Raw genomic sequence first — 22,007 nt, forward strand, 5'->3', positions numbered from 1 at the left:
TGTCCCGCTCAAACGGTGACGTTTGAGCGAAAGGTACATGTTCCAGTCGATTCCTCATCGATGGCGCCCGGTTCCGGGCGCCATTTTTGTATGCGGAATCACCGCTGCCAGGTCCGGGCCAGCAGGTGATCGAGCGACAGCCGGCCGGGGCCGTGGATCACGATCATCATCAGGACGAAGACCCACAACAGGCGCTGATCCCAGATGATGGCGTCGGGAAATCGGTCGAACATATGGCCGATCGACTTTTCATCGAGCCCGTGCCCGGTGATGTCGACATAACTCTGCACCATGACGAAGCCGATCATGCCGAGCGCGGCGATGCGACTGAAAAGCCCGGCGACGATCATCAGCGGCAGCAGCAGCTCGCTCCACATGCCGGCATGGACGATGATGTGGTAGGGAAAGAAGGGCAGGGCCGACTTGTCGAAGCCGTGCGCCTCCATCGCCTTCGGCAGGATCGAGGCGAAGGCGCCGGTCGTGGGATTGAGAAAGCCGAAAACCCCTTCGCCGAATTTCAGCCAGGCCGAGTTGAGGTAGTAGACGAGCAGCACACTTGCGAAGACGAGCCGGGCGGCCAGTCCGGTGAACCAGCCCGACAATGCCCGCTCGATGGCCGCAAACACGTAGCCGTGCAGGCGCGCCAGACGGGCAACCAGTGCGAAACGGCCTCGGTGCGCCGCTGGTCTCATATCGTGTGTGTTCATGGGATCATGTCCGCTCGTCAGCAGTTCGCCGCCTCGACGGCCGTGAATGCGCCCGCTTCCAGCATGGCGGCGATGTTGGCGCCGAGATCGAAGCGGGGCTCGCGATCGAGCGCCTCGGCGGCCGCCTCGCCCAACGTCCTCCCGCCGCACAGCGCGACGAGGAAGACGGCGCCTCCCGGAGGCAGTTTGCGCACGAAAAGCTCCAGATGCGGTCTCGTCACCAGCGCGTCTTCGCCGCCGCGTTCCAGTATCTTGCCGACCGGGCCGCTTTGCCGGTTTGCGGCGAAGATCGTCACTGCCGGATAGGCCGAACGGACAACGCGCATGGCCGGATGCGGCGTGAAGACCATGGTCGAAAGGCTTTCGGCGGGAACGTTTGCCAGTGTCTCGGGGGCCAGCGGCGGAGCGTCGGCAGCGTGATAGGCGTCGAGCCAGGCGCGCTCGATGCGCGCCACGTCGCCCAGCCACGGCATCGAGGCCGTGTGCTCGAAATCGTCGATGAAGGCGGAGAAGCCGCGTCCATATTCGAACAGCAGCGGCGAACGCGGTGGTTCGGCACGCACGAATATACGCGCCATGTCGCGGAAGAACGTCCTGCCCACGATGCGCTGGACGGCCGGATAGGTTTCGCCGAGGGTGTCGATGAGGCTGACGGTCACATTGTTGCGGTAGACATCGTAGCGCTTGTCGGCCGCCTTGCTGCGCGGACCGGTGACGTCGCGCGGCGTCGGGCGCTCAGGATCGAGCAGCGGCGCGCAGAACCGCCCTGTGAAATCGTTGCGGGGCCCTTCCGGTCTATGAGGCAACGGCATGGCGCCCACCAATTGCGAACGAGGCGGAATGACGGTCCATGATCGTCTGCGCCGCATCCGCCTCGGCCATGAGGATCGTCCAATCGGGAATCGCGCTGTCCCATTCGACGAGGGTCGCAACCGGGCCGCAGCGGCCGATGACGATGTCGTAGAGTTTCCACACCGCGTCCGCCACGGGTCCGTCATGGCTGTCGATCAAAAGCAACTCGCCTTCGTCATCCGTCTGCTCGGCATGGCCGGCAAGATGGATCTCGCCGACATGCTGCAGGGGGAATTCGGACAGATAGTCGAGCGCGGAGAATCCATGGTTCGTGGCCGATACGAAGACGTTATTGACGTCGAGCAGCAGGCCGCAGCCGGTGCGCCGCGCGATCTCGGCAATGAAATCGGTCTCGGAGAATTCCGATTCTGCGAAGACGACATAGGTCGACGGATTTTCGAGCAGCATCGGCCGCTTGATCGCGCTCTGCACCTCGTCGATGTGATCGCAGACGGTGCGCAGCGTGGCGGCCGTAAAGGGCAGGGGAAGAAGGTCGTTGTAGAAGACGTCGTCATGGGTCGACCATGCCAGGTGCTCCGATACGACCGCCGGCACGTAGCGCCCGACCAATGCCGCGAAGCGATCGAGATGATCCTTGTCGAGCGGCTGCGGGCCGCCGATCGACATGCACACGCCGTGCAGAAGGAGCGGATAGTCGCGGCGAATGCGCGTCAGCGCGGCGTGCGGCGGGCCGCCCGCGCCCATATAGTTTTCAGCATGCACTTCGAAGAAGCCGACCCGGGCTCCGGCGGAGACTATCGCCTCCAGGTGCTGCGGCTTGAAACTGGCGCCGGCGCGGCCGGCGACGGGAAAGGCCGGAAAGCGGCGTGATCCAATCGTGATGTCGTTCATGGCTGCGCGCCGGTTCGTCTTCCGGCCCTCCCCCGTGCGATGGAATCAGGACGGCAGATCGCGGTCGAGCGGCTCCATCGAGCCATTGCGGCCGTCGGGTACCTCCATCGATGCGCAGGTGCCGCCATCGACGAATTTCCAGGAGTTGCCCTGGTAGTCGACGGTCGACGTGCCCTGACAGGTCGTGCCGGGGCCGGCGGCGCAGTCGTTCTGGCCGGCGAGCGCGACGCCGTAGCATTTCTCCATGCCGGCATCCATCGCCGCCTTCACTTCGCCTTCCGTCAGCGGCGCTGCGTAGGCCATTCCTGCGAGCGCCGTCGCAACGGCACCAGCCACGGTTGCGGCGCTGAGCGCGGTCTTGGTAGACATCTGCATCTCCTCTCTTGAGAAATATTCCGTGCCGGCTTCTTCCGGCGAGGAGCATCGTTTCAGAGGAGACGGTCACTTGGAAATCAACGCAGCGCGAGCCGTTTTCACGTTCTCCTGACGCTGACGTTACCGAATTGTAATGTTGGTCAGCCGGCCATATCGGCAAAGCGGTCGATGTCGTCCTCGGTGGTCGCAAAGCTGGTCACGAAACGGTAGAGAGATTCGTCCGGCCGCGGCGCCTCGACGAGGCCGCCCGGCACATGCCAATCGTAAAACATGGCGCCGGCTTCCATCAGCCTCTTCGCGTCGGCCTGTCCGAGGAAGGCGAACACTTCGTTGGCCTGCGGCTCCCAGGCCAGCCGCATCGCTGCGCTCTCGTTCATATGCGCGGCGAGCCGGGCCGCCATGCGGTTGGCGTGGCGCGCCGATCGAAGCCACAGATCGTCGCGGAAATAGGCGTCGAACTGGGCGGCAACGAAGCGCGACTTGGAAAAAAGCTGCGCGGCACGCTTGTGGACGAAGGCGAATTCGCCGGCACGCGCCGGATCGAACAGGACGACCGCCTCGGCGCACCAGCAGCCGTTCTTGGTGCCGCCGAAGGAGAGGATGTCGACGCCGGCTTTCCAGGTCATCTCTGCCGGCGTGACGTCGAGTGACACGAGCGCGTTGGCGAATCGCGCGCCATCCATATGCAGCGGCAGTCCGTGCTTGCCGGCGATCTGCGAGATCGCGCGGATGTCGTCGAGGCCATAGACGGTCCCGATCTCACTCGCCTGGGTGATCGAGACCGCCATCGGACGTCCGCCATGGACGAAACCGACCGGGTAGCGTGCAATCGCGTGTTCCAGGTCCTCCGGGTCTATGCGGCCGAGCGCGCCGTCGACGGGGCACAGGCGCTGTCCGCCGGTGAGATATTCGGCCGCGCCGCATTCGTCCTCGATCAGATGCGCTTCGCGGTGGCAGAAGGAAACGCCGCCCGGGCGGTTGACGGACGCCAGCGACAGCGCATTGGCGGCGGTGCCGGTGGAGACGAAAAAGACGGCGACCTCGCGCTCGAACAATTCGCTGAAGCGGGCGCTCACGTCCTTGTCGAGGTCGCTTGCGCCATAGGCGCTGGCATAGCCCGCGGCATGGTCGGCGAGCGCGGCGGCGACGGCGGGATGGGCTCCGGCCCAGTTGTCAGATGCGAAGTACATGAGGCATTCCGAAGAGGTTGCTGAACAGGCCGGCGACATTGCATTGTGCACCGCGCCGTATCAAGGCCGGCGCTGCGACGGGGCGCAGATAGGGCGCGATTTTCTCTGTTGCGATCTGGCACATTTGGCCTATTTCGACATATAATTACGCCTTGCACGCCTTGCGGGACCGAAACTTTCGCCGCAGCCGCCCTGAATTGATGATTTGGTCTTGTGTGGCGGCGGCATTTCTGGCATAGAAATTAGGACAGGAGTGCTGTCTTAATTTTGCTGAGCAACCGAACTGGACCCGGCGACGATGCCGGCCCGGTTGCATGCGCGCCGAGTGCCAGGCACAAGCCGGCGTGGCGGGTTTCCGCCAACAGGCAAGGCAAACAGCGATCGATACGGCCGGCCCGGGCAAGCCCGTCGGCCCGTGTGCAGAGCCGGGCTGCGCTGCTATGATGTGCGCCCGGGAGGTCAAGTCACCCTGAAAGGGTGTTGTTTGGAGGATTGACGATGACGGAACTGACGCCATCTGTGACGACGGAGCACCGCTCGGCCGCCCAGACCGAGGCGCGCGCCGTCAAACGCGCCGCTCCCCAAACTTTCGCGCTGCCGGCGGCGCGGGGTCTTTACGATCCGCGCAACGAGCACGACGCGTGCGGCGTCGGTTTCATCGCCAATATGAAGGGCGTGAAGTCCCACCAGATCGTCAAGGACGGTCTGTTCATGCTCGAGAACCTCACCCATCGCGGTGCCGTCGGGGCCGACCCGCTGGTCGGCGACGGTGCCGGCGTTCTGGTGCAGATTCCCGACCGCTTCTTCCGCGAGGAGATGGCCAAGGACGGCATCGAGCTGCCGCCGGCAGGCCAGTATGGTGTGGGCCACTGGTTCATGCCGTCCGATGCGCCGATGCGGACGCATATCGACGACATCATCCGCGAATCGGTACGCTCCGAGGGCCTGCAACTGATCGGATTCCGCGATGTCCCGGTCGACAATTCCTCTCTGTCGACGGCGCCGGAGATCGTCGCGGCCGAACCGTTTCACCGTCAGGTCTTCATCGGGCGTCCGCCCGAGATGGATGATGACGATGAGTTCGAGCGCCGGCTCTATATCCTGCGTAAGGTCATTTCGGGCCGCATATATGCGGAGAACGACAACAAGGACATCGGCGCCTATTGCGTATCCTTGTCGGCGCGCACGATCGTCTACAAGGGCATGTTCCTGGCGAGCCAGGTCGGCGCCTATTACAAGGATCTCCTCGATCCGCGCTTCGAGACGGCGCTGATGCTGGTCCATCAGCGCTTTTCGACCAACACCTTCCCGTCCTGGAAGCTGGCCCATCCCTACCGCATGGTCGCTCACAATGGCGAGATCAACACGGTGCGCGGCAACAATAACTGGATGGCGGCGCGCCAGGCCTCGGTCGATTCCGAGCTGTTCGGCAACGATATCTCGAAGTTGTGGCCGATCTCCTATGACGGACAGTCCGACACGGCCTGCTTCGACAATGGGCTCGAGTTCCTGTTCCAGGGGGGCTATTCGCTCGTCCACGCCATGATGATGCTGATCCCGGAAGCCTGGGCCGGCAACAAGCTGATGAGCAAGGAACGTCAGGCGTTCTACGAATATCACGCGGCCCTGATGGAGCCGTGGGACGGCCCGGCCGCCGTGGCCTTCACCGACGGGCGCCAGATCGGTGCCACGCTGGACCGCAACGGCCTGCGCCCGGCCCGCTATATCGTGACGAATGACGACCGCGTCATCATGGCTTCTGAGGCCGGCGTGCTGCCGGTGCCGGAGGAAAAGATCATCCAGAAGTGGCGCCTGCAGCCCGGCCGCATGTTGCTGCTCGACATCGAGAAAGGCCGGATCGTCTCCGACGAGGAGATCAAGGCCGAGATCGCCCGCCAGCACCCCTACAAGCAGTGGCTCGCCAACACCCAGCTCATCCTGGAAGAGCTGGAGCCGGTCGAGCCGCGGGCACTCAGAAAGGATGTCGGCCTGCTCGACCGCCAGCAGGCCTTCGGCTACACGCAGGAAGACACCAAGATCCTGATGGCGCCGATGGCGACGACCGGTCAGGAGGCGATCGGCTCGATGGGCACCGACACGCCGATTTCGGCCATGTCGGACAAGTCGAAGCTGCTCTACACCTATTTCAAGCAGAACTTCGCCCAGGTCACCAATCCGCCGATCGACCCGATCCGCGAGGAGCTCGTCATGAGCCTCGTGTCCTTCATCGGACCGCGGCCGAACATCTTCGACCTGGTCGGCAATTCGCGCCGCAAGCGGCTCGAGGTGCGCCAGCCGATCCTGACCAATGGCGACCTGGAGAAGATCCGCTCCATCGGCCATACCGAGGACCGCTTCGACACCAAGACGCTCGACATCACCTATCCGGCCGGCGAGGGCGCGGCCGGCATGACGGGGGCGCTGGAGCGGTTGTGCGAGCGGGCCGAGGCCGCTGTCGCCGGCGGCTACAACATCATCATCCTGTCGGACCGGCAGATCGGGCCCGACCGCATCGCCATCCCGGTGCTTCTGGCGACGGCGGCGGTGCATCATCATCTCATCCGCAAGGGTTTGCGCACGGCCGTCGGCCTGGTGGTCGAATCGGGCGAGCCGCGCGAGGTGCATCATTTCTGCTGCCTGGCCGGCTACGGCGCCGAGGCGATCAACCCCTATCTGGCTTTCGACACCTTGCACGAGATGCACAAGCGCGGCGAGTTCCCGCCCGAGGTCGACGCCCGGGAGGTGGTCGAGCGCTACATCAAGTCGATCGGCAAGGGTATCCTGAAGGTGATGTCCAAGATGGGCATCTCGACCTACCAGTCCTATTGCGGGGCGCAGATCTTCGATTCCGTCGGTCTGAAGAGCGAGTTCGTCGACCGGTATTTCACCGGCACCGCCACGACCATCGAGGGCGTGGGCCTGGACGAGGTGGCCGAAGAGACGATGCGCCGCCATCGCGCCGCCTTCAGCAGCGATCCGGTGCTGCGCAATGCGCTCGAGGTGGGCGGCGAATATATGTACCGCATGCGCGGCGAGGCGCATCTGTGGACGCCCGACGCGATCGCGACGCTGCAGCACGCCGTGCGCAAGGGTTCCTGGGAGACCTACAAGGAGTATTCCGAGCAGATCGACAGCGCCACCGCGCGCGCCAAGACGATCCGTGGACTGTTCAATATCCAGACGGCCGAAGAGACCGGCCGCCAGCCGGTGCCGATCGACGAGGTCGAGCCGGCGACGGAACTGGTGCGGCGTTTTTCCACCGGCGCCATGTCCTTCGGCTCGATCAGCCGCGAGGCGCACACCACGCTGGCGCGCGCCATGAACACGATCGGCGGCAAGTCCAACACCGGCGAGGGCGGCGAGGAGCCGGATCGGTTCCTGCCATTGCCGGACGGCTCAGCCAATCCCGAGCGTTCGGCGATCAAGCAGGTGGCGTCCGGCCGCTTCGGCGTGACGACCGAATACCTGGTCAATTCCGACATGATCCAGATCAAGGTCGCGCAGGGCGCCAAGCCCGGCGAGGGCGGGCAGTTGCCCGGCCACAAGGTGGACGCGACGATTGCCAAGACGCGGCATTCGACGCCGGGCGTGGGGTTGATCTCACCTCCGCCGCACCACGACATCTATTCGATCGAGGACCTGGCGCAGCTCATCTTCGACCTGAAAAACGTCAATCCGGACGCCGACGTCTCGGTCAAGCTGGTCTCCGAGGTGGGTGTCGGAACGGTCGCCGCCGGCGTCGCAAAGGCGCGCGCCGATCACATCACCATTGCCGGCTATGACGGCGGAACGGGCGCCTCGCCTCTCACCTCGCTCAAGCATGCCGGCAGCCCGTGGGAAATGGGCCTGGCCGAGACGCACCAGACCCTGGTGCTCAACGGCTTGCGCAGCAGAGTGGCGCTGCAGGTCGACGGCGGCCTGCGCACCGGCCGCGACGTCGTCATCGGTGCGCTGCTTGGCGCCGACGAGTTCGGCTTTTCCACCGCGCCGCTGATCGCGGCGGGCTGCCTGATGATGCGCAAGTGCCACTTGAACACCTGCCCGGTCGGCATTGCCACACAGGATCCGGTGCTCAGAAAGCGTTTCAAGGGCACGCCGGAGCATGTGATCAACTTCTTCTTCTACATTGCCGAAGAGGTGCGCGCGCTGCTGGCCGCGATGGGCTATCGCAAGCTCGACGAGATCATCGGCGAGACGCAACTGCTCGAAAAGCGACCGCTGATCGACCATTGGAAGGCGCGCGGACTGGATTTTGCGCGCGTCTTCTTCAAGCCGGATGCGCCGAAACAGGCGATCCACTGGACCGAGCGGCAGAAGCATCCGATCGACAATGTGCTCGACCGCAAGCTGATCGCCGAGGCGGCGCCGGCGCTGGAAAGCAAGGAGCCGGTGCAGATCGAGACCGATATCCGCAATGTGGACCGCTCGACGGGAGCCATGCTTTCAGGTGCGCTCGCCAAGCGCTTCGGCCACAAGGGTTTGAAGCCGGACACCATTGCCGTGACGCTGCGCGGCACGGCCGGACAGTCCTTCGGCGCGTTCCTGGCGCGCGGCATCTCCTTCGATCTGATCGGCGACGGCAACGACTATGTCGGCAAGGGCCTGTCGGGCGGCCGCATCGTCATCCGGCCGCCGGCCGAATCCGGCATCGTGCCCGAGAAGTCGATCATCGTCGGCAACACGGTGCTCTACGGCGCGGTCGAGGGCGAGTGCTATTTCCGCGGCGTGGCCGGCGAACGCTTCGGCGTGCGCAATTCGGGCGCGGTCGCCGTCGTCGAGGGCGTGGGCGACCATGGCTGCGAATACATGACCGGAGGCATCGTCGTCGTCATCGGCCAGACGGGGCGCAACTTCGCCGCCGGCATGTCGGGCGGCGTGGCCTATGTGCTGGACGAGGAAGGCGATTTCGCCGAGCGCTGCAACATGGCCATGGTCGAGCTCGAGCCGGTGCCCGAAGAAGACGACATGCTGGAGAAGCTGCACCATCACGGCGGCGACCTGGCGCATAAGGGCCGTGTCGACGTGTCCGGCGACATGACGCGCCACGACGAGGAGCGGCTGGTTCAGCTCATCTCCAACCACATGCACTACACCGGTTCCGCGCGGGCCAAGGAAATCCTGGACAACTGGGCTGACTACCGGCCGAAATTCAGGAAGGTGATGCCCGTCGAGTACCGCCGTGCGCTCGAGGAGATGGAGCGCATGCGCATGGGCATCGCGGCGGAATGAGTTCGCTGCCGCTGGTTCACACCGCGATCTCAATTCTGATCGGCGTTGCCGTTCCAGTGGCGGTTTACGTCGTCAGCGGCAATGCTGGAGTGGAGGTCATCGTGCTGGGCGCTGTTGTGGGGTCGGCGTACTGGTTTTGGGGACCAAGTTGGCCACCGGTGTGATGCCAGCTGCGGCAATAGCAGTTTGAAGACAAGGACAGGGTATGGGTAAGGTTACAGGCTTTCTTGAGATCGACCGGCAGGTGCACAAGTACCAGCCCGCGGCCGACCGTATCCGGCATTTCCGCGAGTTCACGCTGCCGATGTCGGACAAGGAGGTCGAAAAGCAGGCGGCGCGCTGCATGGATTGCGGCATCCCCTATTGCCACGGGCCGACGGGCTGCCCGGTCCACAACCAGATCCCGGACTGGAACGACCTAGTCTATAACGGCGACTGGGACACCGCGATCCGCAACCTGCATTCGACCAACAACTTCCCCGAATGGACCGGGCGCATCTGTCCCGCGCCGTGCGAGGAAGCCTGCACGCTCAACCTCGAAGACGTTCCCGTGGCCATCAAGACGGTGGAACAGGCGATTGCCGACAAGGCTTATGAAACGGGCTATGTCCGCTCGCAGCCGGCCGAGCACAAGACGGGCAAGACGGTTGCCATCATCGGCTCCGGTCCGGCCGGAATGGCGGCCGCCCAGCAACTCGGCCGGGCCGGCCACGACGTGCATGTCTATGAGCGCGAGAGCCGGCCGGGCGGATTGATGCGCTACGGCATTCCCGACTTCAAGATCGAGAAGCACCATGTCGACACCCGCGTCGAGCAGATGGAGGGCGAGGGCGTCACATTCTATTGCGGCGTCAATGTCGGCGTCGACAAGAGCGTCGACGAACTGCTCGGCGCTTACGACGCGGTGCTCTATTGCGGCGGTTCGGAAAAGCCGCGTCCGGCCGGCATTCCGGGAACCGAGCTTGCCGGCGTGCATGATGCCATGCCTTATCTGGTGCAGCAAAACCGCCGGGTGGGCGGCGAGGACATCCAGTCCGTGGCCTGGCCGTCCGCCCCGATCCTGGCCGGCGGCAAGCATGTTGTGGTTGTCGGCGGGGGCGACACGGCGTCCGACTGCGTCGGCACGGCGTTCCGCCAGGGCGCGGTGCGCGTCACCCAGCTCGATATCCGGCCGCAGCCGCCGGAGAAGGAAGACAAGCTCACCGTCTGGCCCTATTGGGCGACCAAGATGCGCACATCCTCGAGCCAGGCAGAGGGGGCGGAACGCGAGTTCCAGGTCGCTACGCTCGAATTCGTCGGCGAGGACGGTGTGCTGACGGGCGTGAAATGCAGCGAGGTCGACGAGAAGCGCAAGCCGATCGCCGGAACCGAGTTTGTCATCCGCGCCGATCTCGCATTCGTCGCCATCGGCTTTGCCGGGCCGGCCGAGACCGGTCTCCTGGCCGAACTCGGCGACCGGCTCGAAACGAATGTCGATGGTCGGCGTTCGACCAATGTGGTGGCCAATGACCGCGACTACATGACCAGCGTCGACAAGCTGTTTACCGCCGGCGACGTGCGGCGCGGGCAATCGCTGGTCGTCTGGGCGATCCGCGAAGGCCGGCAGGCCGCGCATGCCATCGACAAGTTCCTGATGGGGACGACCGTCCTGCCGCGATGACGCGCGGCAGGCAGGCGAATTCGACTGCCTGGCTCGGTAGGGTGCTCGGCCTATTCCGCGTGAGGCGGTCTACGGCCCGGCGGATGGGGTGCGACGGACCGAATAGTCATCCACGCGACCCGGCCGGGACTCAGGCGCGATGCCTTCGATGACCAGTTTCTCCGCGGCCGTGCGGGCTTCATCGTGTTTGTCCGGCCGGCCGGCGCCGAGCAGTTCGACATCGTCGCTGTAGCTCGGATTGACGAGCGAGATGGGCGGCGTGCGGTCGATCGATGAAATGTCTTCCGGGGCGACTGGCACGGCTGCCTCCGGCGTTTCCGACGGTGAGCCGCTGATCGCGATGCCCAATATGCGCTCGAGCGGCCTTTCGGCATAAAAGGCGATCTTGCGCTTGCCGGCCCGCGTCAGGTTGATGCCGTCGCCGGCGCGCAGGCGCACCGGCTGGCCGTTTATGTCGGGCCCGTTGGCCGCAAACGCACCCTGCTCGTCCACGAAGCCGTCCCATATATCGACGAATGCGCCGCCATGCGCCTCGGCCGCCTGGCGCAGAATGTCGTTGAAGGCGATCATGTCGGACGACATCTTGCCGGGTCTGAATGCCGGCTGGCCGACCCAGACAAAGGGCATGCCGGCATCCTCCATGATCGCGGCAACGCCGTTCGCCCGCCGCTCATATTCGCTCGTCCAGTCCTCGGAACGTACCGGCTCGCTGCGGCCGGCCACGCGCATCGCCTGGCGGTCGTTGGAGCCGATCATCATGACGGCGACGGCCGGGCTTTCCTCCTCCAGGATCGGGGGCAGCTCGGTCAGCCAGTCATAATAGTCGTCGCGCACGAGGCCCGAGGAGCCTTTGGTCCGTTCGACGATGATGAGATTGGGGTTTTCGGCCGCCGCCTCCGCGAGGCCTTCTGCCAGGCCGGCGCCCATGAAGTCGCCGACGACGAGGATCTTGCGCGCATCCGCGGCCTTTTCGACGACAGGGGTGGGCGGCGCTGCGGGTTGCTGGCGTGCCGGCCGGGTGCGGCGCACGGGGCGGGTCGTGGTCGAACGGCGGCGCGGCGCCACGGTTCGCTGGCGTTCCCGCCTGGGTTCGGCGCGCATTCCGGGAAACAGGAATTCCAGCAATGTGCGCGGCCGCTCCTGCGCGACCGCCTGCTGCGTCGGCATCAAGGCCATGAGCGCCAGCGCCGCAAGCGCCAGAACGCCGGCCAGCCGGCCGGCCGGGATGCGCCCGCGCGCCCGTTTGTTCGCCGTATGCCTGTGCTCAGCGACCCCGCAATACATTGAGGATTTCCTTGCTCGCATGCCCGTCCTCGGGCAGCCCCCTGTCCTGCTGGTAGGACATGATGGCGGCGCGCGAACCGCTGCCGATCTTGCCGTCGATCTTGCCGTCATAGTAACCGGCCGAATTGAGGCGCTTCTGCAATTCCTGCTTTTCCCGGAAGCTCAGCTTGGTGAAGGGGCGGTTCCAGTCGCGAACGAGCCCGCCATGGCCGGCAATCTGGTCGGCGAGCAGGCCGACGGCCAGCGCATACTTATCGGCATTGTTGTAACGCTTGAGGACGAAGAAATTCTTCGTCACCAGAAAGGCCGGCCCGGCGCGTCCTTCCGGGACCTTCAGTTCGGCGCTGTCGGAGGGGCGCGGAAAGGGCTTTCCGTTGGCCCGGCGCACGCCGATCGATTGCCACTTCGCCAGCGACATGGTGCCGGCGGGGAATTTGCGGCCGCCCGGCAGGACCACCTCGTATCCCCAGGTCTCGCCGCTACGCCAGCCATTCTTTCTCAGCAGATTGGCGGCCGTCGCCAGGGCGTCGGGAACCGAGTTCCAGATGTCGCGCCGTCCGTTGCCGTCGGCGTCGACCGCATAGGCCTGGTAGCTCGTCGGGATGAACTGGGTGTGGCCCATCGCGCCGGCCCACGACCCGGTGAGGTGACTGACGTCGATGTCGCCGCTTTGCAGGATCTTCAGCGCCGCGATGAGCTGCGTGCGGGCGAACTTGGCGCGGCGGCGGTCGGCATAGGCGAGCGTGGCGAGCGAGCGCACGACACTGCGCATGACCTTGTCATTGTCGAGGATCCGGCCATAGTTGGTCTCCATCGACCATATGGCGAGCAGGATGTGACGGTCGACGCCGTAGCGCGCTTCGATATGGTCGAGCCACCGTTTCCATTGGCGCGCCATCTGGCGGCCTTCGGCGACAGATTGCTCGTGCACGCGGTTGTCGAAATAGTCCCAGACGGGCGCGGTGAATTCCGGCTGATAGCGGGCTTTCTCAAGCACTTCCGGGTCCGGCGCGGTGACACCCCTGAACGCCAGGTCGTAGGTCCGGCTGTTGATGCCGGCGCGTGCCGCGGTGTTCTTGAAATCCGCCACCCAGCGCTGGAAACCGGCGTCGGCGCTGGCCTGGAACGTCCAGGCCAGACAGACCATCGCGGCCAGAGCCGCCGCCGATAGAGTGCGAGCCACGATATTGCCGACTTTCATCCTTGCCTCCTGGAATCACGAAGACATGAATTCTCCGCGCCTCGGAGTTAGCAAAGGGTTTACCATCCGCGAATTCTACAAGACACTTGCCGATCCGTCGACGCGCCGAACATGAAGGTGTTCAGTTCACGCGACGTTATCTTTGAGGCGTCATTGTGGCGCCCGTCGATCATGGCAACCATGCAAGTTCAGGAAACAAGGAAGCATGAAGAAAATCCGCAAGGCCGTCTTTCCCGTCGCCGGGTTGGGGACACGCTTCCTGCCGGCGACGAAGGCTATCCCGAAGGAGATGCTGCCGGTGGTCGACAAGCCCGTCATCCAGTATGTCGTCGACGAGGCGCGCGAAGCGGGCATCGAGCATTTCATCTTCGTCACCGGGCGCAACAAGGCGGTGATCGAGGACCATTTCGACGTCCAGGTCGAGCTTTACGATACGCTCGCCCAGCGCGGCAAGGACGACCAACTGGCTCATCTGCAGCGCCTGCAGCCGCAGGCCGGCCAGACCAGCTTCACCCGCCAGCAGGTGCCGCTCGGGCTCGGCCATGCGGTGTGGTGCGCCCGCGAACTGGTCGGTGACGAGCCTTTCGCGCTGCTCCTGCCGGACATGATCATGCAATCGGCAAAAGGCTGCACGAGCGAGATGGTCGAGCTTTACGAGCGGACCGGCAAGAACGTCATCGCGGTGCAGGAATGCGATCCCGCCGAGGCGCACAAATACGGCATCGTGGCCATGGGCCCGTCGGTTGCCAACGGTTTCGAGGTCACAGGCATGGTGGAAAAGCCGGCGCCCGGCACGGCGCCGTCGAATTATTTCATCAACGGGCGCTACATCCTGCAGCCGCAGATCTTCGACCTGCTGTCGCGCCAGGAAAAGGGCGCCGGCGGCGAGATCCAGCTCACCGACGCGATGCTGAAGCTGATGGAAACGCAGCCCTTCTTCGCCCATCCTTATCGCGGCCGCACCTTCGACTGCGGCTCGCCGGAAGGCTTCATCGAGGCCAATGTGGCCTATGCGCTGAGCAACCCGGCCATGCATGACAGGGTCCTGGGTCTCATCGAGTCCTTTCTGGACAAGCCGGCGCGTTCCTGAGGCGGGGCGCGTGCTGCGGCGTCAGCGCTGCAATTTCAGGCCGAGATAGAGGCTCGCGGTGCGGTAGTCGCGGCCGGGCAGGGTGCTGGTGAAACGCTCATATTCGAGCCGGCCGTCGAGCCCGGCATAGCGGTTGAGCCACCATGTGCCGCCGGTCCGGGCAAGCCAGCGCAGTTCGTGATCGGAGGAGTCGGAATAGTCGCGCCAGGCCGCGCCGAGGCCGGCTTCGGCATCAAGATTCGCGCGAATTTCGCGCCGCGCAACGACAAGGCCCTCATACAGGATCGAACCGCTCTCGCCCGGCGTTGTCGAGCCTTCCACGATGGTCGTGCCCGACAGTTCCACACTCGTTCCGCGATGAGGCGACCAGTCGACGGCTGCGGCGAGACCGGGCCCCGAAATCGCCTTCAACCGATCGTCGTCGAACCGCTCCTCGACCCAGCCGGCCGAAAATTCGCCGTTGAGCTTCTCGCCGAAGTTCCATTCGAGACCGGCCGCGAGACCGTATTGGTCGCCCGAGCGCTGGTAGCCGGCGTCGTCGGTCCTCTGGTCGTAGAAGCGACGGCCGATATCGGCCTCCACGAAAGGTATGAGGGCGGGCGACACTTCGTAACCGGCGCGCAACGACAACAGCGCCAGCGTGGAATTGCGGTCGTCCTGCGAAAGCGTACCGCCGGTCGACAGGTCGGCATCGGAATAGATGTCGCGTTCAACCGATCCCGTTACATTGAAACGATGCCGGCCGGCGCGCTTTTCCAGGCCGAGTTCGGCCGATAGGGTCTGCACGGTGGGCTGGGACGCGATGCCCACGATCTCGACCGGCGAGGAGGCCGATTCCGGCCGAACGGCATAGCCGAGCCCGGCGCGAAGGGCGAAATCGGAAGTCAGGTCCAGTTCGAGCGCGCCCCGGGCATCGCCGTAAAATTCCGACAGCGATGCGCCGGAAACCGATTCACGCCACAGGCCCTGCGCCTCCAGCCTGGCCGAATGGCGTGTCCAGTCGGAAACGGCGGTCAGGCGCAGCGCGGTTTCCGACACCACGCCCTCACCGCCCGTGGGGCTGGAATCGACATTGGACGTCCACATTGCGCCCTGATCGAGTTCGCCGAAGACGTCGAAATTGCCGATCCGAAGGCCGAGCGGCGCATAGGGCTCGGCCTCGCGTTGCGGCGCGCGTCCGCTGATCGCCGCGACGCGCCGGTTTTCGCGCGGGGTGCGTTGCGCCGGCCTATCGTCGAAAAGCTCGGTGCGGTCCTGGTTGGTCGCCGCCGTCTGGATCTCGTCGGGCAGGGAGGCAGTGTCCGTCGTCCGGGGCCTGGCCGTCGGGACGGCGGCATCACGGTCCGGCGGGTCGGAGCGTTGCGGTTCGGCGGCGTCTTCGGCCGTGGCGCCTTGGCTGATCGGTTGATAATTCTGGCCGGACGCGGCGGGCCGTTCCGGCCGCACCGGCGTTTTGTCGCCCGCAAGGGCGGATCCGCGCCCCGTCAGAGGCTCATCGGCCAGGAGCGAGCCGGTCACCGCAAGCTCGTCGATGCCGCCGCGCAGTACCAGCGCCTGGGCGTTTGCCGCTGCGATGGGGCACAGCACCGCAGCCGCCGTCGCGGCGCACAGCAAGGGCATTCGCCGCCCGCCGCGCCAGGCGAATCTTGCCCGCTGCCGCCAAATAGCCATTCCATGCCCCTAGATCAGCTTGCCGCTTCACGGTATCGGTTCGCCGATCCAACCCTTTGATTTGACGCACTTCCGGACGGAGAACCGGTTCTCGATTCTCCTGGATTGCTCTAAAGCCCAATTCGTGCCGCCTGCACGAGACTTTAGCAATCAGTAAACCTGTTCGGTTAATGGAGGGTTGAACGGATGGCGCGGGCGGCGCAGCGATGTGGGTGGACAGCGTAACGGGCAGAGGATAGACGGGCGCATGCACGCGAAACCATTGATGAAGGCGTTCGATCGGGCGGCTGCGGTCGCTTCGGCGGTCCGTACGGTCGGCACCGAGCAGGCCGGCCTGACAGCTCTCGCCGCGGCCCTGGACAACGGGCTGTCCGAGCCGTTCGCACGCGCGGTCGAAACGATCTCGCACATTTCGGGGCGCGTCATCGTCACGGGCGTCGGCAAGAGCGGCCATATCGGCTCGAAGATGGCCGCGACTTTCGCGTCCACCGGTACGCCGGCCTTTTTCGTCCATCCGGCCGAGGCCAATCATGGTGATCTCGGCATGATCGCCAAGGACGACGCGATCATCGCCATGTCATGGTCCGGGGAAACGCAGGAACTCAAGGGGATCGTCGCCTATTCGCGCCGCTTCGCCATTCCGCTGATCGCAATCACTTCGGGCGAAGCGTCCGCCCTGGCGCGGGCCTCCGATATCGTCATCGTCCTGCCGCGCGTGGCCGAGGCGTGCCCGCATGGGCTCGCGCCGACCACCTCGACGCTGATGCAGCTTGTCATCGGCGATGCCCTGGCCATCGCGCTTCTGGAAGCGCGCGGTTTCACGGCAGAACATTTCCGCACCTTCCATCCCGGCGGACAGCTCGGCGCCAAGCTCACCAAGCTGGGCGAGATCATGCACACCGGCGAACGGCTTCCGCTCGTTCCGTCGGGAAGCCGCATGGGCGACGCCATCATCGAGATTTCGCGCAAGGGTTTTGGTTGCGTCGGCGTCATCGGCGAGGAGGGTGCCCTCAAGGGCATCATTACCGACGGCGATCTCAGGCGGCATATCGACGCCGATCTCCTGGCCATGCCGGTCGACGACGTCATGACGTGCGCGCCCAAGACGGCGTCACCCGACACGCTGGTAGCCTCGGCGCTGCAGATCATCAACGCCTCCTCGATCACAACGCTGATGGTGGTCGATAAGGGCCGCCCGGTCGGCATCGTCCATATGCACGACCTGTTGCGCATCGGCGCGGCCTGATCACCGTCACACCCAGCCGGAAAGTTCCCGGCGCACCATTGCCTCGATGACGGCCATGCCCTCTTCGCTGTCGTTGAGGCAGGGAATATGGGTGAAGTTCTCGCCGCCATGCTCGCGGAAGATCTCACTTGCTTCGCCGGCGATCTCCTCGAGCGTTTCCAGACAGTCGGCGACGAAGCCCGGATTGAGGATTGCGATCGACTTCACCCCTTCGCGGGCCAGCCGCTCCACTGTCTTGTCGGTATAGGGCTGCAGCCATTCTTCCGGCCCGAAGCGCGACTGGAAGCAGGTCATGAGCCTGTTCTCGTCCCAGCCGAGGCGCTGGCGCAGCAGGCGCGACGTTTCAAGGCACTGGTCATGATAAGGGTCGCCGCGGCGCGAATAGCTCTGCGGTATGCCGTGATAGGAGGCGATGACGACATCCGGCTCGACGTCGAGCGTGGCCAGACGCGTCTCGATCGAGCGGGCGAGCGCCTCGATATAGGCCGGTTCGTCATGATAGCTTGGAACAGTGCGCGAGGCAGGCATGGCGCGCATTGCCATCAGCGCCTCGAAGAACTTGTCGTTCACGGTCGCTGTCGTGGTGGCGGAATATTGCGGGTAGAGCGGGAACATGACGACGCGCTCGCACCCCTCGGCGACCATGCGCTGAAGCACCGTCTCCATCGACGGATTGCCGTAGCGCATCGCCCAGTCGACCATGACGGCAGGCTCATTGGCGAGTGAGGCGGCCAGTTTCTCGGCCTGGGAGCGGGTATAGGTGCGCAGCGGCGATTCATTGCGCTCCTTGTTCCAGATCTTGGCATAGGCGGCGCCGGACTTCTTCGGCCGCGTGCTAAGCACGATGCCCTGGAGGATCGGGTACCACAGGGCACGCGGCCATTCGATGACGCGCCGATCGGAGAGGAACTCGCTCAGATAGCGGCGCATCGGCCAGTAGTCGGTGCCTTCGGGCGTGCCCAGATTGACCAGCAGCACGCCGACCTTTCGTGGCTTGACCGGAGAACGGTCCGCGGGAAGCGGCCCGCGCTCTTTTGCCCCTTTCCGGGCGAGTGTCGGTTCGAGTGTCATCTTTGCCCTGATCCCTGCTGCGCCAGATCAATATGCTGGAGCATGTACCTTTCGCTCAAACGATTCCGTTTGAGCGGGACATGCTCTAAAGCCGCACGGTGCCGTTTCAAGCGAGAGCTATCCTATTCGCACTGCCGGAAAAGCAAAAACCCGCCCTGCGGCGCAAGGCGGGTCGATTGGTCGCAATTCCCGGGGGCGGGAAGGGGCCGGCCTCAGTTGGCCGGCGGTACGGTCAGCGTTGCGCCGATCGGCAGAGCCTCGGCCCGGTAGTCCGGATTGGCTTCCTCGAGCGTCTTCCACATGAAGGGATCGCCGTAGAACTTCTCGGCCAGTTTCCAGTAATTGTCTCCGGCCATGATGGTGTAGGCGTCTTGTGCCATGGCGTCCTCGGCCGGCTCTGCCGCCGCCACGGTCGGCTCGACATCGACGCTCGGCGGCTCGCTCGTCAGCGTCGACGACATGGCAGGAAGGTCGGGCATTGCGACCGCGCCGTCCGTTGCCGCGGCTTCGGATTGCGCGGCGGCCGCGTCGTCGCCGGACGCCTCTTCCTCCGCCGGCATGGGGACCGCGCTGATGCGGCCTTCGAGCATCGGCGTATAGGGCCCGGTTTCGGCCAGATAGTCCGCCAGCACCTGCTCCAGCCCAGGCCCGAAGTCATAGGCGTTCTGACCGTTCGACTTGAACAGCGCGTAGCCGTCGCCGCCATTGCGCATGAAGTTGTTGGTGACGACGCCATAGGTCTTTGCCTCGTCGATCGGCGCCCATTCGCCGTTCTCGCGCACCTCGACCGCGGTGATGCGGCCTTCCTCCGGGCCGACCGAGGCGTCGAACGTATAGCGAAGCCCGGCGACCTGCGGGAAGCGCCCGGCGCCTTCCTCGATCCGGCTGACGCCGCCTTCGAGTGAGGCGACGACGTCCTTGCCGGTCAGCTGGAACGTGGCCAGCGTGTTCTGGAACGGCAGGACCGAAAGCACTTCGCCCATCGTCACCTGGCCTTCGTCGATCGACGAGCGCAAGCCGCCGCCATTCTGAACGGCGATCTGGATACCCTGGTCGGCAACGCGGTCGAGCATGGCGTCGGCGACCAGATTGCCCATCTCGCATTCGCGCGCACGGCAGCTTTCGCGGCTGCCGTCGATCGGCGCGGTCGTCTCGCCGATGATCTGGGCCTTCAGATCCTCGATCGGCGCGGCAAGTTCCTTCACGCGCGCCAGAACGGTCTCGTCCGGCGTCACCGAGGCGTCGAGCAGGAGCGGCTCTCCGGCCGCCTCGGTCACCACGCCGGAATCGTCGAAGACCAGCTTGAGATCGCCCAGATATTTGGAATAGGACCCGGCCTGGACGACGGGCACTGCATGGCCGTCGGGATTGTCGACCATGGTCGGGTAGGGGCCTTCGGCGCCTTCCGCCGTGCTCGACAGGAAGGTGTGGGAGTGTCCGCCGACGACAACGTCGACGCCGGGGATCTTGGCGATCGCTTCCAGGTCGCGCGGATAGCCGACATGGGTGAGCGCGATGATCTTGTCGACGCCCTCGGCCTCGACCGCCTCGACGGCCTTGGTGATCGTGGCGACATCCTCTTCGATCATGACGTGCTCGCCGGGCGAGGAAAGCTCGGCCGTGTCGTTGGCAACGGCACCGACAATGCCGATCCGTTCACCGCCGACCTCCAGCACGACATAGGGCTTCACCCGGTCTCCGAGCGCCGAAGCGGCACCCGCCTTCACATTGGCGCTCAGCACGGGAAACTCGGCCGCGTCGAGGAAGGTCGCAAGACCGTCCTCGCCGTCGTCGAACTCGTGGTTGCCGACGGCCATGGCGTCGGTTGCCATCTGGTTGAGGAATTCGGCTTCCGCCGCGCCCTTGTAGGTGGTGTAGAACAGCGATCCCTGAAAATTGTCGCCGGCGTTCAGGAACAGGACGTTCTGCCCCTCCAGCGCGGCGCGGCGCTCGCGCACGGCGCTGACCAGGCGTGCCGCGCCGCCGAAGCACTTGCCTTCCGTCTCGTCCTCGGCGGAGCAGGTCGAATCGTATTTGTTGATCGATTCAATGCGGCTGTGCCAGTCGTTGATGTGAAGAATGTTGAGCGTGTAGTCGGCAAAGGACGTGGCTGTCGAAAGCGCCAGGCCGGATGCCGAGAGTGCCGCAATGGCTGCGAGTTTCTTCATCGTTGTTGTCTCCCATTCAGCGGCGGCACGACCGGCAACCCCTGGCGATCGCGCATGTCGCACGGCTATTTTCTGCATGTTCACACCAAGCCAATCGCCTATGCAAGCGCTTTTGGCACAATGCACAGGTGCTATTTGGAATAGTCGCGTTCGTCGGCCACAACCTTTCCGTCATTGGGCAGAGAGCCGGCTGCGGCCGCTACGATCGTGCCGGCGAGTTTGGTCACTTCGCGCAGCGAGGCGGCGAGCGCGTTCGCGTCGAGCTCGCGCCCGTTTGCCGGCTCGGCATGCAAGGCCATGCGATCGGTATCTCCGGCGCGGCTGACGACCAACCGGGCGCGCGCGACCTCCGGATGCCGGCGAACGATCTCTGCCACCTGCTTGGGGTCGACGAACATGCCCTTGACCTTGGTGCGCTGGTCCGCCCGCCCCATCCAGCCCTGGATGCGCCGGCCCGTGCGGCCGCAGGGCGAGCGCCCCGGCATGATGGCCGACAGGTCGCCGGTGCCGAAGCGAAGCAAGGGATAGGTCGGGTTGAAGGAGGTGACGACGATCTCGCCGACCTCGCCTTCTTCCACCGGGGCGTCGGTGCCCGGTCGCACGATCTCGACGATAAGATCCTCGTTGAGGATCATTCCCGGCAGCGGCGCGCCGTCTTCGCCAGCCGCCTCATAGGCGATGACGCCGAACTCGGCCGTCGCGTAGCACTGGAAGACCGAAATGCCACGCGCCCGGTATTCCTCGCGCAGGGTTGGAAACAGCGCCCCGCCGGAGACCAGCGCCCGGCGGAAGGCGGAAAGATCGTGTCCGGCTTCGGCCGCCTTGTCGAGCATGATCTTGAGGAAATCGGGTGTGCCGCAATAGACGGTGGGCTTGAGCGCGGCGGCCGCCTCCACCTGCATTTCGGTGTTGCCGACGCCGGCGGGAAAGACGGTGCAGCCGAGGGCGCGCGCGCCTTCATCGAGGATGAAACCGCCCGGCGTCAGGTGATAGGCGAAGGCGTTGTGGACGATATCGCCTGGCCGGATGCCGGCGGCGAAGAAGGCGCGGGCGGCGAGGCCGGGATCGGCGCCGGGTCCCTGCGGCTCCCAGACCGGTCCGGGCGAAAGGAACACGCGCCGTCCCGCCAGGGCGGAAACATCGGCAAAGCCGCCGAAGGGCGGCTCCTTGGCCTGGAGCTCCATCAGTTCGGCCTTGCGCAGAACCGGCAGCCGCGCCAGCGCCTGCGGCGAGGCGATGTCACCCGGCGAAACATGCTCGAGCCTGCGCGCCAGACCCGGCACCCGCGCGGCCGCTTCGGAAAGGAATGCAGGCAAGCGCCTGAAAAGCTCAGCCTCGCGCTGCGCCTGATCCCGTGTTTCGAGATCGTCGTAATATTCGCCCATTGCCTGAACTCCTCCCTTTGTGCCCG

15 protein-coding genes are annotated in these 22,007 nt (G+C 65.1%); 4 read left to right on the plus strand and 11 right to left on the minus strand.

What is annotated here, in order from left to right:
• Window positions 1-98: 98 nt before the first annotated feature.
• The 5 genes from GM909_RS10410 to GM909_RS10430 form a co-directional block, all read right to left on the minus strand.
• Entirely contained in the window at window positions 99-707 is a 609-nt protein-coding gene (locus tag GM909_RS10410; protein WP_235911814.1) for a DoxX family protein, read from the minus strand.
• A 17-nt stretch (window positions 708-724) separates the two neighbouring features.
• Window positions 725-1,519, minus strand: a complete 795-nt coding sequence (locus GM909_RS10415) for an HvfC/BufC N-terminal domain-containing protein (protein WP_157016326.1) — start codon at window positions 1,517-1,519, stop codon at window positions 725-727.
• Window positions 1,503-2,411, minus strand: a complete 909-nt coding sequence (bufB, locus tag GM909_RS10420) for an MNIO family bufferin maturase (protein ID WP_157016327.1) — start codon at window positions 2,409-2,411, stop codon at window positions 1,503-1,505. The genes GM909_RS10415 and bufB overlap by 17 nt, the downstream gene beginning before the upstream one ends.
• Before the next feature lie 45 nt (window positions 2,412-2,456).
• Window positions 2,457-2,780 (minus strand): BufA1 family periplasmic bufferin-type metallophore, encoded by a 324-nt coding sequence (locus GM909_RS10425; protein ID WP_157016328.1) that lies wholly within the window; start codon window positions 2,778-2,780, stop codon window positions 2,457-2,459.
• Between the two features lie 146 nt (window positions 2,781-2,926).
• Window positions 2,927-3,976 (minus strand): threonine aldolase family protein, encoded by a 1,050-nt coding sequence (locus GM909_RS10430; RefSeq protein ID WP_157016329.1) that lies wholly within the window; start codon window positions 3,974-3,976, stop codon window positions 2,927-2,929.
• A gap of 498 nt (window positions 3,977-4,474) precedes the next feature.
• Between GM909_RS10430 and gltB the strand changes: the two genes are divergently transcribed.
• Window positions 4,475-9,205 carry a glutamate synthase large subunit gene (gene gltB / locus GM909_RS10435; protein WP_157016330.1) on the plus strand — a complete coding sequence of 1,577 codons (4,731 nt, stop codon included), beginning with the start codon at window positions 4,475-4,477 and terminating at the stop codon, window positions 9,203-9,205.
• Between the two features lie 205 nt (window positions 9,206-9,410).
• On the plus strand, window positions 9,411-10,865 hold the full coding sequence (locus GM909_RS10440) for a glutamate synthase subunit beta (protein WP_157016331.1): 1,455 nt from the start codon (window positions 9,411-9,413) through the stop codon (window positions 10,863-10,865).
• A 69-nt stretch (window positions 10,866-10,934) separates the two neighbouring features.
• Here GM909_RS10440 and GM909_RS10445 read toward each other — a convergent pair whose 3' ends face one another.
• Both GM909_RS10445 and GM909_RS10450 read right to left on the minus strand, forming a co-directional pair.
• Window positions 10,935-12,149, minus strand: coding sequence for an SGNH/GDSL hydrolase family protein (locus GM909_RS10445; protein WP_157016332.1), 1,215 nt, complete (start codon window positions 12,147-12,149; stop codon window positions 10,935-10,937).
• Window positions 12,130-13,350, minus strand: a complete 1,221-nt coding sequence (locus GM909_RS10450; RefSeq protein ID WP_157016333.1) for a lytic murein transglycosylase — start codon at window positions 13,348-13,350, stop codon at window positions 12,130-12,132. The genes GM909_RS10445 and GM909_RS10450 overlap by 20 nt, the downstream gene beginning before the upstream one ends.
• 205 nt (window positions 13,351-13,555) lie before the next feature.
• Here GM909_RS10450 and galU point away from each other — a divergent pair, with 205 nt between their 5' ends.
• On the plus strand, window positions 13,556-14,440 hold the full coding sequence (galU, locus tag GM909_RS10455; RefSeq protein WP_157016334.1) for a UTP--glucose-1-phosphate uridylyltransferase GalU: 885 nt from the start codon (window positions 13,556-13,558) through the stop codon (window positions 14,438-14,440).
• 21 nt (window positions 14,441-14,461) lie between these two features.
• Here the strand turns inward: galU and GM909_RS10460 are convergent, their stop codons facing one another.
• Window positions 14,462-16,060, minus strand: a complete 1,599-nt coding sequence (locus tag GM909_RS10460; RefSeq protein ID WP_198174205.1) for an outer membrane beta-barrel protein — start codon at window positions 16,058-16,060, stop codon at window positions 14,462-14,464.
• Between the two features lie 298 nt (window positions 16,061-16,358).
• Here GM909_RS10460 and GM909_RS10465 point away from each other — a divergent pair, with 298 nt between their 5' ends.
• Window positions 16,359-17,357 carry a KpsF/GutQ family sugar-phosphate isomerase gene (locus GM909_RS10465; protein ID WP_157016336.1) on the plus strand — a complete coding sequence of 333 codons (999 nt, stop codon included), beginning with the start codon at window positions 16,359-16,361 and terminating at the stop codon, window positions 17,355-17,357.
• Window positions 17,358-17,363: 6 nt separating this feature from the next.
• On the opposite strand, the gene hemH is transcribed toward GM909_RS10465, so the two are convergent.
• From hemH to GM909_RS10480, 3 genes are all read right to left on the minus strand, one after another.
• A complete protein-coding gene (gene hemH / locus GM909_RS10470) occupies window positions 17,364-18,428 on the minus strand; it encodes a ferrochelatase (RefSeq protein WP_157016337.1) in 1,065 nt (354 codons plus the stop codon).
• A 212-nt stretch (window positions 18,429-18,640) separates the two neighbouring features.
• Entirely contained in the window at window positions 18,641-20,596 is a 1,956-nt protein-coding gene (locus GM909_RS10475) for a 5'-nucleotidase C-terminal domain-containing protein (RefSeq protein ID WP_157016338.1), read from the minus strand.
• Between the two features lie 131 nt (window positions 20,597-20,727).
• Entirely contained in the window at window positions 20,728-21,981 is a 1,254-nt protein-coding gene (locus tag GM909_RS10480) for a phenylacetate--CoA ligase family protein (protein WP_157016339.1), read from the minus strand.
• Between the last annotated feature and the right edge of the window lie 26 nt (window positions 21,982-22,007).

Source organism: Mesorhizobium xinjiangense (assembly GCF_009749525.1).
Classification (GTDB): Bacteria; Pseudomonadota; Alphaproteobacteria; order Rhizobiales; family Rhizobiaceae; genus Mangrovimarina; species Mangrovimarina xinjiangensis.

Bases quoted from the DNA above. Each gene is read 5' to 3' on its own strand.
- GM909_RS10410 (WP_235911814.1), bottom strand. From the start codon at position 707: ATGAACACACACGATATGAGACCAGCGGCGCACCGAGGCCGTTTCGCA.
- GM909_RS10415 (WP_157016326.1), bottom strand. From the start codon at position 1,519: ATGCCGTTGCCTCATAGACCGGAAGGGCCCCGCAACGATTTCACAGGG.
- bufB (WP_157016327.1), bottom strand. From the start codon at position 2,411: ATGAACGACATCACGATTGGATCACGCCGCTTTCCGGCCTTTCCCGTC.
- GM909_RS10425 (WP_157016328.1), bottom strand. From the start codon at position 2,780: ATGTCTACCAAGACCGCGCTCAGCGCCGCAACCGTGGCTGGTGCCGTT.
- GM909_RS10430 (WP_157016329.1), bottom strand. From the start codon at position 3,976: ATGTACTTCGCATCTGACAACTGGGCCGGAGCCCATCCCGCCGTCGCC.
- gltB (WP_157016330.1), top strand. From the start codon at position 4,475: ATGACGGAACTGACGCCATCTGTGACGACGGAGCACCGCTCGGCCGCC.
- GM909_RS10440 (WP_157016331.1), top strand. From the start codon at position 9,411: ATGGGTAAGGTTACAGGCTTTCTTGAGATCGACCGGCAGGTGCACAAG.
- GM909_RS10445 (WP_157016332.1), bottom strand. From the start codon at position 12,149: ATGTATTGCGGGGTCGCTGAGCACAGGCATACGGCGAACAAACGGGCG.
- GM909_RS10450 (WP_157016333.1), bottom strand. From the start codon at position 13,350: ATGAAAGTCGGCAATATCGTGGCTCGCACTCTATCGGCGGCGGCTCTG.
- galU (WP_157016334.1), top strand. From the start codon at position 13,556: ATGAAGAAAATCCGCAAGGCCGTCTTTCCCGTCGCCGGGTTGGGGACA.
- GM909_RS10460 (WP_198174205.1), bottom strand. From the start codon at position 16,060: ATGCCCTTGCTGTGCGCCGCGACGGCGGCTGCGGTGCTGTGCCCCATC.
- GM909_RS10465 (WP_157016336.1), top strand. From the start codon at position 16,359: ATGCACGCGAAACCATTGATGAAGGCGTTCGATCGGGCGGCTGCGGTC.
- hemH (WP_157016337.1), bottom strand. From the start codon at position 18,428: ATGACACTCGAACCGACACTCGCCCGGAAAGGGGCAAAAGAGCGCGGG.
- GM909_RS10475 (WP_157016338.1), bottom strand. From the start codon at position 20,596: ATGAAGAAACTCGCAGCCATTGCGGCACTCTCGGCATCCGGCCTGGCG.
- GM909_RS10480 (WP_157016339.1), bottom strand. From the start codon at position 21,981: ATGGGCGAATATTACGACGATCTCGAAACACGGGATCAGGCGCAGCGC.